Genomic DNA, 13,461 nt, shown 5'->3' with positions numbered 1-13,461 from the left:
CCACTTTTGAACTTTTGAGAGCTCGCCAATGCTTCGCCCGTTCCGCTGCCTCATGCCGGTATTTGTGCTTTTCCTGTCAATGATCGTGCCCAATATGGCCTCGGCGGAGGAGACGACCAGCTATCCCGTCGTCATCAAACATGCTTTCGGCACGACCACGATTGCGAAGAAACCGCAGCGGGTCGCGACTGTCGCCTGGGCGAACCATGAGGTGCCGCTGGCGCTCGGCATCGTGCCTGTCGGTTTTGCGGCGGCCAATTTTGGCGATGATGACGGCGACGGGCTGCTGCCATGGGTGGCGAAGCGGCTTACCGAACTCAACGCGGCAAAGCCGGTGCTGTTCGACGAGGGCGACGGCATCGATTTCGAGGCCGTGGCGGCGACACAGCCGGATGTCATCCTTGCCGCCTATTCAGGCCTCAGCCAGTCCGACTACGATACGCTGAGCCAGATCGCCCCTGTCGTCGCCTATCCCGTTTCTCCCTGGGCGACGGACTGGCGCGAGATGATCCGGCTGAACAGCGCCGGCCTTGGCATGGTTGCGGAAGGCGAGGCGCTCATCAAGCGCATCGAGGGCGAGATTGCGCAGGTCGTTGCCGGCCACCCGCAGCTGAAGGGCAAGTCGGCCATGTTCGTCACCCATCTCGATGCCACCAATCTCAGCGTCGTCAATTTTTATACGGCTAATGACACCAGGGTGAAGTTCTTCGCCGATCTTGGACTTGCCTCGCCGAAAAGCGTCGTGGAAGCCACGAAGCCGGGGCAGTTTGCCGCCGGCGTCAGCGCCGAGCGTGTGGATGCCTTCGACGATGTCGATATCGTCGTGACCTATGGCAGTGAGCCGCTGCTGAACGCCATGCGCGCCGATCCGCTTCTCGCCCGCATGCCGGCCGTTGCCAACGATGCCATCGTCATGCTGGGCCGCGACCCGCTCGGCACCGCCTCCAATCCCACGCCGCTGTCGATTTCGTGGGTGTTGAAGGACTATGCCGATCTTCTGGCAAAGGCTGCCGACAAATCCTCCGGGAAATCGCAGTGACAATGTCTGGACCCGGCAAAGCGACGGCCGTGCTGCTCGCCGGCCGCTCCAACTGCGTGCGAACGGCTTGGCTCGGCGCGGTGCTGGCGCTTCTCGCGCTGCTTTGTGCGCTGTCCATCGCCATCGGCACGCGTGACGTCTCTCTTGCGGATATTGTTGGCGGGCTCAGCGGCCGTGTCGAGACGGTTGCAGAGGCGGCCGTCGCCGTACGCCTGCCGCGCACGCTGCTTGCCCTGCTTTCCGGTGCCGCACTCGGGCTGGCCGGAGCCATCATGCAGGGTGTCACCCGCAATCCGCTTGCCGATCCCGGCATTCTCGGTGTGAACATGGGGGCGTCGCTTGCCGTCGTCATCGGCATCGTCTGGTTCGGCATCGCCTCGGCTCAGGCCTTCATCATGGTCGCAATTGCCGGGGCGGGGGTATCGGCGGTTTTCGTTTATGTTGTCGGCTCGCTTGGGCGAGGCGGGGCGACACCGCTGAAACTCGCACTTGCGGGCGCCGCCACCTCCGTCGCCTTTTCCTCGCTCGTCATCGCCGTCGTTCTGCCGCGCAGCGATATTGCCGGCGGCATCCGCGCCTGGCAGATCGGCGGCGTCGGCGGGGCGACCTTCGAGCGCATCGAGACCGTGCTGCCCTTTCTGGCCGCTGGTTTCATCATCAGCCTGCTTTCGGCGCGCAAGCTGAATTCTCTGGCGCTCGGAGACGAACTCGCCGCCGGGCTTGGCGAGAATGTCGTTGTGGCCCGAGCCGTGGCCTCCTTCGGCGCCATTCTGCTCTGCGGTGCGGCTACCGCCATTTGCGGGCCGATCGGTTTTGTCGGGCTGGTGGTGCCGCATCTCTGCCGCCTGCTCGTCGGTGTGGACAATCGCTGGCTGCTGCCGTTTTCGGCGCTTGGCGGTGCCTGCCTGCTGCTTGCCGCCGATATTGTCGGGCGCATCGTGGCGCGGCCGTCGGAACTCGATGTCGGCATCGTCACCGCCCTTGTCGGCGCGCCTTTCTTCATCTGGATTGTCAGACGCCAGAGGGTGCGCGAATTGTGACCATGTACGCTCCCGTCGTCGAAAATCTCGTCTTCAATCGTCATGCCCGCCAGCGGCGTCGTCGTCTTGTCATTGCTGCCCTGTCGGCGCTTCTGATTGCCGCTTTCGCAACAACGCTGATGCTCGGGCAATCCTTCACGCCGCCCGGCGATGTCATTCGCGTTCTGCTGGGGGAGGACATTGCCGGCGTAACCTTCACGGTCGGGCAGCTGCGCCTGCCGCGCGCGTTGCTTTCGGTTCTGGCGGGCCTGAGCTTCGGGCTTGGCGGCGTCGCCTTCCAGATCATGCTGCGCAATCCGCTCGCCAGCCCCGATATTATCGGCATCAGTTCCGGCGCGAGTGCGGCGGCCGTTTTCGCCATCGTCGTCCTGCAGATGAACGGGCCGCTGGTCTCGGTCTTTGCTGTCACTGCCGGTCTTGGCGTCGCGCTTGTCGTCTATCTCCTGTCCTTCCGCAACGGCGTGGCCGGCACGCGGCTGATCCTCGTCGGTATCGGCGTTTCAGCCATGCTGGAAAGCTTCATCGCCTATATCCTCTCCGTCGCGCCGGCATGGACGCTGCAGGAGGCGATGCGCTGGCTGACCGGCAGCGTCAACGGCGCGAAAATCGCGCAGTTGCTGCCGCTCCTCATCGCCCTCATCCTTTTCGGCGGCCTGCTCCTCAGCCGTGCGCGTGATCTGGAAGCGTTGAGACTGGGGGATGATGCTGCCGCAGCGCTTGGTGTGCGGGTGGGGCGAACCCGCATCGTCGTCATCATCGCCGCCGTCGGCATGATCGCCTTTGCAACGGCGGTCTCGGGTCCCATCGCGTTTGTCGCTTTCCTCTCCGGGCCGATTGCGGCGCGCATTGTCGGCCGCAACGGCTCGCTGCTCATTCCGGCGGCGCTGATCGGCGCGGTGCTGGTGCTGGTGGGCGATTATTGCGGCCAGTTCCTGTTGCCGGGCCGTTATCCGGTCGGCGTCGTTACCGGCGCGCTTGGCGCGCCCTATCTGATTTACCTGATCGTGCGGGTCAACCGCAGCGGAGGTTCGTTATGACCGGCCACTCCCTTTCCGTAAGCGGCCTTTCGGCCGGCTACGGCGAAAACCTCATCGTCGAAGGGCTGAACCTTGACGTCCCGCGCGGAAAAATCACCGTCATCGTCGGCGCCAATGCCTGCGGCAAGTCCACGCTGCTGCGCAGCATGTCCCGCCTCATCGCGCCGCGCGCCGGTCAGGTCCTGCTCGACGGAAAATCGATCCATCACCTGCCTTCGCGCGAACTGGCGCGGCGTATGGGGCTTCTGCCGCAATCGCCGATAGCGCCGGAAGGCATCGTGGTCGCCGATCTCGTCAGCCGCGGCCGGCACCCGCATCATGGCCTGTTCGCCCGCTGGTCGCGCCCGGACGACGAGGCCGTGGCCGCAGCACTCATCGCCACCGACACGGTGGAACTTGCTGAACGGCCGGTGGACGAGCTTTCCGGCGGCCAACGGCAACGCGTCTGGATCGCCATGGCGCTCGCCCAGCAGACCGACATATTGCTGCTCGACGAACCCACGACCTTCCTCGACATCAGCCATCAGGTCGAGGTGCTGGATCTTCTGACCGATCTCAATCACGCCCGCGAGACCACCATCGTCATGGTATTGCACGATCTCAATCTCGCAGCGCGTTACGCGGACCATCTCGTGGCGATGAAGGATGGAAAGCTGCATGTCTGCGGTACGCCCGCGGAGGTTCTGACGGAAGAAAATCTGCGCCAGGTCTTCGGCATCGAAAGCCGGGTCATCGAAGACCCGACTTCGGGCAAGCCGATGATGCTGCCGATCGGCCGGCACCGGATAACGGCGATACCGCCGCAAGAAAGCGGCGCCTGACGGCAGGCGCATTGTTTTTTGGGTAAGCGCCTGCGTTCGTTGTCACGGCGCCCTCCCGCCGTGTCTTCACGGCTTGAAGAGATTGGCCGCCATATAGTCTACGAACACCCGCACCTTGGGTGAGAGATACCGGCTTGTGGGCCATAGCACCCTGAAGGTGCCGGTCGCCGCCAGATAGTCGTCAAGTACGGATACCAGCTTTCCCTCCGCGATTTCAGATGCGGCTGCGAAGAGCGGAAGACATGTGATGCCAAAGGCGTGCTGAGCGAGGTGGATCAACGGCTCGAGCGTGCTTGCCACGGTGGTCGCCGGAAGGTTCAGCTTGATTTCCTGCCCATCGCGAACGAGTGGCCAGGGTTCCAGCTTGCCGGAATTGGCGAAGCGGTGGTGCAGGCAGCGATGCAGGAGCAGATCTTCCGGCGCTTTGGGGCAACCGTGTGCGGCTAAGTATTCGGGTGACGCGACGATCACATGCCTAAATGTTCCGAGCTTTCGGCTCATCAGGCGTGTATCTTTCAAATCGCCGGTGCGGATCACGGCATCGAAACCCTCCTCGATGACATCGACGATGCGATCGGTGAAATCGAGATCGAGATTAATCTCCGGATAGGTGCTCATGAAGGCGGATATTGTCGGCATTAGCAGCATGCCCGCAAGCGGCAGGCTGACACGCAGCTGCCCGCGCGGCACGGCCTGTGATCGCGACAGCTTTGCCTGCGCTTCCTCATAGTCCGACTGGATGCGCCGGCACGTGTCCAGGAAATAGCTGCCCTCCTCGGTGAGCGCGATGCTGCGCGTCGAGCGATTGAAGAGCCGGACACCCAGTTCGTCCTCCAGCCGGGCGACGGCCTTTCCAACCGCCGAGCCGGATATTCCCAGACGGTGTCCCGCCGCGACGAAACTGCCGGCCTCCGCCGCCTGAACGAAGATGCCGAGTGTGCCAAGCTTGTCCAAGATTGCTCCATTGCGGAAATATTTTCCGATATGTTGAGAGTTGCGGCCCGTTTATCCGCTATTTCCGGGGAGATATCCAGACCGTGCCACGCCGATAAGGGCTGTGCGTATCAAACGGAGATATCAATGGAAACGACACCGATTGCCTGCTTTTCAGGCGCGCCTGCTGCCACAACCTTCATCGTCAACGTCATCCACGTTCACCCCGGCAAGCAGGAGGAAGCCTTTGCGATCATCCAGGACGTCGTCCACTACGTCGCGGAACGCAAGGAAGGATTTCTCTGGAGCAATCTTGCGAAAAGCAAAGACGGCCTGACCGTCGTCAATATCGAGGCGATCCAGGATGCCGGCAATGTCGACGAGTTCTTTACCGATCCGGTTTTCGTTGAGAAATTCAGGCGGCTGGATACAGTTTCGAAGAGCGAGTTCCACGCCTATTCCGTCGACGATCTCATCCTTCCAAAACGGATCGCGGCCGAGTGAAGGTCTGGGGCGGTATGTTTTTCTGACTGAAATGAAGCGGACCGGCAGGGACTGACCCTGCCGGCGCCGGCTTGGCGCTCTCACACCAGAACGGTCACGGCCATGCCGCATAGGAAGGCGGCGGAACATTCTGCATGCGCATCCCCATTCGCCGGAAACGGCCGGGTGAGGTGCCTTCGTTGCGGGTGAAGAAGCGGTTGAAATAGCCGGGGTCCTGAAATCCCAATCGGAATGCGATTTCAGCGACTTGCAGTGAAGAGTTGAGAAGAAGGTCACGTGCTTCGGATAGCAGTTCGCGGTGAATATAGGCCTGTGGAGAAAGCGCTGTCGCCTTGCGCACGGCAAATCCAAGACGTTCGCGGTTGACGCCGAGTTGCCTCGCATAATCTTCCACGCCCCATTGATCGCGCTTGTGCTGGCTGACGAGCAGCACGAAACGTTCGGTGAGGCTGCCGGGCGTCGAGACGGCTGCGGCAATATCGGCGATGGCGTGCTGGCAGATGCGGATGAGGGCGACGGAGAGCAGGCTGGCGATGATCGTGTCCGAACCGGTTGTCGCGCGGACATTTTCGCTGGCGATGGTCTCGAGATAACCCGCCAGCTCCTGCCGGTCCTTCTCTGCCGGCGCCTGCGCCAGAACACGCTGCAATATATTGCGCACGGCGCTCGCGCTCGTGCCGGTGGGCATCGCGTGGGCGAGCCCGATTTCCGTCGTCCTCAGCAGCGATCCACGGCTCCCGGCAGTCAGCCGCAGGCGGCCGGCGGGGCCGATGGGCAGCCAGATGAGCCCCGGTGCTGGGACAGGCAGCGTCTTTTCACCCTGTATGATTTCCGCTTCCCCGGCGGAAAGGAGAAGCAGATGGGCACTATCCGATTCCAGCCGGAATTCGGATATGCGCAGCGTCGAGGCGAGGGTGCGCGCCGTGATCTCCACGCGATTGCCGGCAATCTGGCTGTGCAGCGGCATTCGGCCTCCAAAAGTACAATAATGCGCTACATTAGTGCATTTTATATGCGGCTGTCATTGCTAAACTTTGATCAGCGCAGGGGAAAGCCTTGAGGAGAACGGCAACCCCGATAAGGCGCTTTGGGAGGAACATCATGAATAGTCTGAAGCGCAGAACGCTGTTCTGCCTGCTCTCCGGTGCTGCCCTGTCGGCGGTATCTTTCGGTCACGCCATTGCGCAGGACCGCGCCTCGGTGAAGATCGGTTATGCCGTTTCGAAAAGCGGCGCCAACGCCACGGGCGCTGGCATCACCACCATTCCGAACTACAAATTATGGGTGAAGGAGGTCAACGATGCCGGCGGCCTCACTTTGCCGGATGGCAAGCGCCTGCCGGTGGAAGTGGTGGAATATGACGACCGCTCCTCGGCCGAGGATGCGGTGCGGTTCACCGAGCGTCTGGCCAGCCAGGACAAGGTCGATTTCATCCTGCCGCCCTGGGGCACGGGCTTCAATCTGGCCGTTGCGCCGCTTTACGACCGTTTCGGTTATCCGCAGCTGGCTGTGACCGGCGTGACCGACAAGGCGCCGGATTTTGCAGCGCGCTGGAAAAAGAGCTTCTGGATGCTGGGCGGCGGTCATGACTATGCCAATGCGCTTGCCGATGTTTTGAAAGCCGCGCGCGATGCCGGCCAGATCAACGACAAGGTCGCGGTGATTTCCGTGGCTGACGGTTTCGGCATCGATCTCATCAAGGCCGCGCGGCCGGCGCTGAAGGAAGCGGGTTTCACGCTTGCCTATGACAAGACCTATCCGGTCGGCACTTCGGATTTCGCAGCACTTGTGAACGAGGCGGCGTCGAGCGGTGCGGACAGCTTTATCGCCTTTTCCTATCCGCCCGACAGTTTCGCGGTGACGAAACAGGCGCAGACGGCCCGGTTTAACCCGAAGGTTCTTTACGTCGGCGTCGGCGGTGCTTTCCCGATCTTCCCGAAGGTCTCCGATGGCAAGCAGGAAGGCGTGATCAGCATCGGCGGCGTCGATGGCAGCAGCGACAAGATCGAGGATTATTTCAAGCGCCACGAAGCCTTCATCGGCACCAAGCCGGACAGCTGGGCAAGCGCCATCACCTATGCGAGCCTCGAAATGCTGGCCCAGTCCGTCCAGCGCGTCGGCCTCGACAAGGCGGCGGTGGCAAATGAGCTTTCGACGGGAAGCTTCGAAACTGTGATCGGCCCGGTCAAGCTTGAGGACAACCAGCTTCGACAGCTCTGGTGGGCGGGGCAATGGCAGGGTGACCGTTTTGTGGCGATTGCGCCCGCGAACCGTGCAGGCGCGGCCAAGCCGGTCGTTCCGAAGCCGCAATGGTGAACCTTTGCCGGCCGGGGCCGTGAACCCCGGCCGGAAGGCTTCGGCCATCTTCCATACTGGAGACATTCCCTTGTTTTTATCCACCCTCATCTTCGGCTTGATGCTGGGAGGGACCTATGCGCTGATCGCGCTTGGACTTTCGCTGCAATATGGCATCGCCCGCATCATGAACCTTGCCTATGGCGAAGTGCTGATTGCGGCTGCCTTCATCACTTTCGTGCTGTTTTCCGCCTATGGCCTGTCGCCGCTCTGGTCTCTTTTCATCATCGTGCCACTCGGTTACGGCCTGTCTTTCTTGGTCTACCGGGTCATGATGCGGCCGCTGGTGCGCCGTTCGGGCGGCTCCGGCCGCCTGGAGGTCGATTCCATTCTGGCGACCTTCGGGCTGCTCTTCGTTATCCAGGGCATCATGCTTGTGGCGTTCGGCGGCAACTACCATTCCTATTCCTATCTCTCCAATGGCGTCGACATCTTCGGCACGACGGTGGCGCTGAACCGGCTCCTGTCCTTCGGCCTGTCGGTTGCGATTGGCGGCGGGCTTTATCTGGCGCTCACCCACAGCCGCTGGGGCCTCAACCTGCGGGCGGTGGCGCTGGCGCCACGATCCGCGCCGCTGGTCGGCATCGATGTGAACCGCGTGGCCTCGGTCGGTTTTGCCCTTGGCGGCGCACTCGCCGTGGCCGGCGGGGTGATGATCTCGATGTACCAGACCTTTTCCGCCTCCTATGGCGTGGTCTTCACCATGAAGGCGCTTGTCGTCGTCATCATGGGCGGTGTCGGCAATCTGCTCGGCGCGCTGGTGGCCGGTCTGCTGCTCGGCCTCGTGGAAACCTTCGTGCTTGTTTATGTCGATCCCGGCCTCACGCTTGCCGCCACCTATCTGCTTTTCCTCGTGGTGCTGCTCTGGCGTCCGGAAGGCATCTTCGCAAGGAGGGGCAAATGATCCCGCTTCTCATCGGCCTTGCCGCAGCCGCGCTGCTGGCGCTTTCCCCTTTCTTTTTCGATGCCTATGGCGTCGGCGTCATCATCGGCCTTCTCGGTTATGCGACGCTCGCCTCCGCCTGGGCGATGTTTTCCGGTCCGACGCGTTATATTTCGCTCGCCACCGTCGCCTTCTTCGGTGTCGGGGCCTATACGGTCGCGGTGCTGAGCGAGGTTTTGCCATGGCCGCTGGTGCTCCTGTGCGCGGCCCTTGTCGGCGCGGCGCTGGCGCTTGTCGTCGGGCTTTCCACGTTGCGCGTCGCCGGCATTTATTTCGTGATCTTTTCCTTCGGTCTTGCTGAGCTCATCCGCCAACTCATCACCTGGTATGAGGTGAATGTGACCGGCACGCTCGGACGCTATATCTTCCTGCCGCTGGAGCCGCAGCATGTACTCTGGCAATTGCTGGCGCTGGCTGTCATCACCCTTCTGCTGGCGATCCTGATCGACCGTAGCAAGCTCGGACTGGCGCTGAAGGCAATCGGCGACGACGAGGTCGTGGCCGCCCATGCGGGCATTAATCTTGCCCGCACCAAGCTGACGCTCTTCGTGCTGTCGGCCACGATCATCACGTTGGTCGGCGCCATTCAGGCCCCGCGCTGGGTCTATATCGAGCCGGCCATCGTATTTAATCCGCAGGTCTCGTTCCTCACCGTCATCATGGCGCTGCTTGGCGGAGCCACACGCCGCTGGGGACCCATTCTCGGCGCGGTGCCGCTATTCCTGCTGTTCGAGTGGCTGGGCGCCAACTTCCCCAACCATTTTTCCATCATTCTCGGCGCTCTCTTCATCCTCATCGTCTTTGTTCTGCCGGATGGCGTGCTGGCGGCGCTGGAGAAATTGCGCAAAGAGGAGAAAGCCGCATGAGCGCCGTTCTCGAAATCACCGATATCCGCAAGACCTTCGGCGGGCTGAAGGCGGTGGATGGTCTTGGCCTCACCATTGAGGCCGGCGAGGTCGTCGGGCTGCTCGGGCCGAACGGTTCCGGCAAGACGACGCTGATGAACCTGATCTCCGGGGCCCTGAAGCCGACGGAAGGATCGATCCGGCTCAAAGGGCAGGAGATTGCCGGCCGGCGGCCGGATGTGATTGCACGCGCCGGCGTGGCACGCACCTTCCAGCTCGTGCGGCTTTTGCCTTCGCTTTCCCTGCTTGAAAACGTTGCCGTATCGGCCATGTTCGGGCCGCAACGCCTGTCCCGTCTCGAGGCGGAGAAGGTCGCGCGCGCCTGCCTTGAGAGAATAGGCCTTGCCGGGCGGGAGACGATGCCGGCCGGCGATCTCACCTATATCGATCAGAAACGCCTTGAACTGGCGCGTGCACTGGCGGGCGAACCGAAGCTTCTGCTTCTCGATGAATGGCTCGCGGGTCTCAATCCTACCGAACTTCAGGAGGGGATTGCGCTGATCCGGCGGCTGGCATCGGAGGGAACGACGATCCTGCTGGTGGAACATATCATGGCCGCCGTGCGCGCGCTCTGCCCGCGCTCCGTGGTCATGGCGGCGGGTCGCAAGATCGCCGACGGGCCGACGGCAGTGGTGCTTGACGATCCTGAGGTCATTTCCGCCTATCTGGGAGCGGCACATGCTTGAAATAGATGCACTGACAATCCGCTACGGCAAACATCTCGCGGTTGACGGCATATCGCTCAATGTTAGCAAGGGCGAAACCGTGGTGCTGCTCGGCGCCAATGGAGCCGGCAAGTCGTCGCTGCTGAAAGCGGTCGGCGGCATGGTTGCGCCGGCCTCCGGCGAAGTGCGCGTCAACGGTTCGTCGCTTGCCGCTGTTCCTGCTCGTCAGATTGTGGAGCGGGGCGTGGCGCTGGTGCCGGAGGGACGCGGAATTTTCGCGGCGCTGACGGTGGAGGACAATCTCCGTCTCGGGGCCAATCCACGCCATGCCCGTTCAGCGGAAAAGGCGACAAGAGAGCATATTTTCTCGCTGTTTCCGCGCCTTGCCGAGCGGCGGCAGCAGCTTGCCGGCACCATGTCCGGCGGCGAACAGCAGATGGTCGCCATCGGGCGGGCGCTGATGTCGGCGCCGGATTATCTGTTGCTGGATGAGCCGAGCCTTGGCCTTGCGCCGATCGTCACGCAGGAACTTTTTGCCGCTCTGGCTGAGATCAGGAAGAGCGGCCTTTCCATTCTGCTCGTGGAGCAGAATGTGCGCGAAAGCCTCGCGCTTGCCGATCGCGGATATTTGCTGGAAGCAGGGCGGATTGTCGGGGCGGGCGCGGCTGAAGCCCTGTCCGCCGATCCCGCCGTGCAACGGGCGTTTCTCGGCGGCACCACCGCCGCCATTGTCTGAAATTCAGGAGGAAGACCATGCAGACTGTCAATCTTTTCATCGGCGGCGATCATTGCCCGGCCGCGAGCGGCAAGCGTTTCGAACGCAGTAACCCCATCACCGGCGATGTGGCGACCAGCGCGGCGGCTGCAACGGTAGAGGACGCCACCCGTGCGGCCGATGCCGCAGCGGCCGCTTTCCCGATCTGGTCGGCAACGCCGCCCGGTGAACGCCGCCGCCTGCTCCTGGCCGCCGCGCAGGCGCTTCTCGCCGCCGGGCCTGATATCACGCAGGCGATGAAGGAAGAAATCGGCGCGACCGATGCCTGGGCCGGTTTCAACGTGAAGCTTGCAAGCGACATGCTGGTCGAGGCGGCCAGCCTGACGACCCAGATCAAGGGCGAGATCATTCCCTCCAACCGTCCGGGAACCATGGCGATGGCATTGCGCCAGCCGGCGGGCGTCGTCCTGTCCATCGCGCCGTGGAATGCACCGGTCATTCTCGGCGTGCGCTCCATCGCCACGCCGCTTGCCTGCGGCAATACGGTCGTGATGAAGACCTCGGAACTTTGCCCGCGCACCCATGCGCTGATCATCGAGGCCATTGCCTCCGCCGGCCTGCCCAAGGGTGTGCTCAACGCCGTTTCCAACGCGCCGGAAGATGCGGCGAAGATCGTCGAGACGCTGATTGCCCATCCGGCGGTCAGACGCGTGAACTTCACCGGCTCCACCCGTGTCGGCCGCGTGATCGCCGAAACCGCCGGCCGTTACCTGAAGCCGGCGCTGCTGGAACTGGGCGGCAAGGCGCCCTTCATCGTGCTTGACGATGCCGATATCGATGCGGCGGTCGCAGCCGCCGCCTTCGGCGCCTATATGAACCAGGGCCAGATCTGCATGTCGACGGAACGTATCATCGTGCTCGACAGCGTCGCCGATACATTCGTGGAAGCATTTGCCAGGAAGGCGGCGAGCCTCACGGCCGGCGATCCGCGCGAAGGCAAAACGCCGCTTGGCTCGCTGGTCAGCGCCGAAGCGACCTCGCGCATCCGGGCGCTGGTGGATGACGCCGTCTCCAAGGGCGCGCGGCGGGTTGCCGGCGGCGGCGGCAATGGCACCATGCTGGATGCGATCGCCGTCGATGGCGTCACGCCGGCCATGCGGCTTTATGCGGAGGAAAGCTTCGGTCCTGTCGTCTCCATCATCCGGGCCGGCAGCATCGACGAGGCCGTGAGCATTGCCAACGAAACCGAATTCGGTCTTTCCGCCGCCATTTTCGGCAGGGACCAGGCGCGGGCGATTGCCATTGCCGCGCGGATCGAAAGCGGCATTTGCCATATCAACGGCCCGACCGTTCACGATGAGGCGCAGATGCCCTTCGGCGGGGTCAAGGCTTCCGGTTACGGCCGCTTCGGCGGCACGGCGGGCATTGCTGAATTCACCGAGCTGCGCTGGGTCACGTTGCAGGATGGGCCGCTGCATTATCCGATCTGAACCGGAAACAGTACGGGCTGACGGGCGGCATCATCGCCGCTCGTCGATCAGCCAGCCCGTGAGTTTTCTCACCGCGCTGTCGCTGCTTTTCGGCCGCATCAGCCAGTAGCCGCGCCCTGGCGCATCCAGGCTCGGGCCCGCGGTCACCAGCACGCCGGCCTCAAGCAGGGGATCGATGAGCCCGGCCCAGCCGAGTGCGAAACCCTGCTCGCCGATGGTTGCCTGCACCACCATGCTGTAATTGTTGAAGCTGATGTCGCCGCCATCGTGTTCGGGGTCTCGCGGTAGACCGAAATGCTTGAAATAGGCGGGCCAGTCGAACCAGTGCGCCTGCGAGGTGTTTTCGAGGTGGATGAGCTTGCGCCGTGAAAAATCCGCAACGGTTGCGGGCGCGGATGCCCCAGCCAGCAGGGCGGGCGAACAGACCGGCGTGACCTTCTCAGACAGCAACAGCACCGCCCCTTCGCCCGCCTCCTGCCGGGTGCCGAAAATGATCATCACGTCACTATCGTGTTTGCCCTGGCCGAGCGGATTCTGTGTGGCGACGATCTGGATATTGATATCGGGGTTCAACGCGCGAAATCCGTGCATGCGCGGGATGAGCCACAGCGAGGAGAACGCATAGTCCGTGTGCAGGCGGATGGTCTGCCGTTCCTCCGTCCGGCGAAGCTGTTGCGCGAGAAGATCGATGGCGTCGACATTGCGCGAGACGATATCGAACAGTTTTTGTCCCTCGGCGGTCAGTTCGATGCCGCGATGTTTGCGGCGGATGAGGGGGACGCCCAGCTCCTCTTCCAGCTTGCGTATCTGATAGCTCACGGCCGGCTGGGTGAGCCGCAGGGAGGCCGCCGCCGCCGTCAGGCTGCCCTGACGGGCAACCTCGGTGAAAATGCGCATCCATCCCAGATCAAGCGGCCGTTCTGACATCAAAATTCCTTATATCAGTCATCGAAAAATACCCGCTTCACAGGCAAAAACAATGTGGTGTTCAATAAACTGGACTAATAAAAGGGG

Annotated in this window: 14 protein-coding genes; 11 read left to right on the top strand and 3 right to left on the bottom strand. The window is 62.7% G+C overall.

Features of this window, described 5'->3' with window-relative positions; translation table 11 throughout:
- Window positions 1-28 precede the first annotated feature (28 nt).
- From N5D22_RS23240 to N5D22_RS23225, 4 genes are read left to right on the top strand one after another with little or no spacing between them, the layout of a single operon-like run.
- A complete protein-coding gene (locus N5D22_RS23240; protein WP_279658206.1) occupies window positions 29-1,039 on the top strand; it encodes an iron-siderophore ABC transporter substrate-binding protein in 1,011 nt (336 codons plus the stop codon).
- Window positions 1,036-2,079 carry an iron ABC transporter permease gene (locus N5D22_RS23235; RefSeq protein WP_279658205.1) on the top strand — a complete coding sequence of 348 codons (1,044 nt, stop codon included), beginning with the start codon at window positions 1,036-1,038 and terminating at the stop codon, window positions 2,077-2,079. The genes N5D22_RS23240 and N5D22_RS23235 overlap by 4 nt, the downstream gene beginning before the upstream one ends.
- 2 nt (window positions 2,080-2,081) lie before the next feature.
- Window positions 2,082-3,116, top strand: coding sequence for an iron ABC transporter permease (locus N5D22_RS23230; protein WP_279658204.1), 1,035 nt, complete (start codon window positions 2,082-2,084; stop codon window positions 3,114-3,116).
- Entirely contained in the window at window positions 3,113-3,937 is an 825-nt protein-coding gene (locus tag N5D22_RS23225) for an ABC transporter ATP-binding protein (protein WP_279658203.1), read from the top strand. The genes N5D22_RS23230 and N5D22_RS23225 overlap by 4 nt, the downstream gene beginning before the upstream one ends.
- Before the next feature lie 66 nt (window positions 3,938-4,003).
- Here N5D22_RS23225 and N5D22_RS23220 read toward each other — a convergent pair whose 3' ends face one another.
- The gene (locus N5D22_RS23220) at window positions 4,004-4,891 is read right to left on the bottom strand and encodes a LysR family transcriptional regulator (RefSeq protein WP_279658202.1); all 888 of its coding nucleotides are present in this window, start codon (window positions 4,889-4,891) and stop codon (window positions 4,004-4,006) included.
- A 126-nt stretch (window positions 4,892-5,017) separates the two neighbouring features.
- On the opposite strand from N5D22_RS23220, the gene N5D22_RS23215 reads away from it, so the two are divergent.
- Window positions 5,018-5,374, top strand: a complete 357-nt coding sequence (locus N5D22_RS23215) for an antibiotic biosynthesis monooxygenase (protein WP_279658201.1) — start codon at window positions 5,018-5,020, stop codon at window positions 5,372-5,374.
- Between the two features lie 94 nt (window positions 5,375-5,468).
- Here N5D22_RS23215 and N5D22_RS23210 read toward each other — a convergent pair whose 3' ends face one another.
- Complete coding sequence (locus N5D22_RS23210; RefSeq protein WP_279658200.1) at window positions 5,469-6,341, bottom strand: helix-turn-helix transcriptional regulator; 873 nt, start codon at window positions 6,339-6,341, stop codon at window positions 5,469-5,471.
- Between the two features lie 134 nt (window positions 6,342-6,475).
- Between N5D22_RS23210 and N5D22_RS23205 the strand changes: the two genes are divergently transcribed.
- The 6 genes from N5D22_RS23205 to N5D22_RS23180 all read left to right on the top strand — a co-directional run bounded on the left by N5D22_RS23205 (window position 6,476) and on the right by N5D22_RS23180 (window position 12,447).
- On the top strand, window positions 6,476-7,690 hold the full coding sequence (locus N5D22_RS23205; protein ID WP_279658199.1) for an amino acid ABC transporter substrate-binding protein: 1,215 nt from the start codon (window positions 6,476-6,478) through the stop codon (window positions 7,688-7,690).
- Window positions 7,691-7,760: 70 nt separating this feature from the next.
- The gene (locus tag N5D22_RS23200) at window positions 7,761-8,633 is read left to right on the top strand and encodes a branched-chain amino acid ABC transporter permease (RefSeq protein ID WP_279658198.1); all 873 of its coding nucleotides are present in this window, start codon (window positions 7,761-7,763) and stop codon (window positions 8,631-8,633) included.
- A complete protein-coding gene (locus tag N5D22_RS23195) occupies window positions 8,630-9,538 on the top strand; it encodes a branched-chain amino acid ABC transporter permease (RefSeq protein ID WP_279658197.1) in 909 nt (302 codons plus the stop codon). Before N5D22_RS23200 ends, N5D22_RS23195 begins: the two co-directional genes overlap by 4 nt.
- Entirely contained in the window at window positions 9,535-10,263 is a 729-nt protein-coding gene (locus N5D22_RS23190) for an ABC transporter ATP-binding protein (RefSeq protein ID WP_279658196.1), read from the top strand. Before N5D22_RS23195 ends, N5D22_RS23190 begins: the two co-directional genes overlap by 4 nt.
- Window positions 10,256-10,978, top strand: a complete 723-nt coding sequence (locus N5D22_RS23185) for an ABC transporter ATP-binding protein (RefSeq protein ID WP_279658195.1) — start codon at window positions 10,256-10,258, stop codon at window positions 10,976-10,978. Before N5D22_RS23190 ends, N5D22_RS23185 begins: the two co-directional genes overlap by 8 nt.
- 17 nt (window positions 10,979-10,995) lie before the next feature.
- The gene (locus N5D22_RS23180; RefSeq protein WP_279658194.1) at window positions 10,996-12,447 is read left to right on the top strand and encodes an aldehyde dehydrogenase; all 1,452 of its coding nucleotides are present in this window, start codon (window positions 10,996-10,998) and stop codon (window positions 12,445-12,447) included.
- Window positions 12,448-12,477: 30 nt separating this feature from the next.
- Here the strand turns inward: N5D22_RS23180 and N5D22_RS23175 are convergent, their stop codons facing one another.
- Window positions 12,478-13,374, bottom strand: coding sequence for a LysR family transcriptional regulator (locus N5D22_RS23175; protein WP_279658193.1), 897 nt, complete (start codon window positions 13,372-13,374; stop codon window positions 12,478-12,480).
- Between the last annotated feature and the right edge of the window lie 87 nt (window positions 13,375-13,461).

It is taken from the genome of Agrobacterium sp. GD03872 (genome assembly GCF_029840625.1).
GTDB lineage: Bacteria > Pseudomonadota > Alphaproteobacteria > Rhizobiales > Rhizobiaceae > Agrobacterium > Agrobacterium fabrum_A.
The sequence above is the reverse complement of the archived record's forward strand: the minus strand, read 5'-3'. Positions and strand labels throughout refer to the sequence as shown.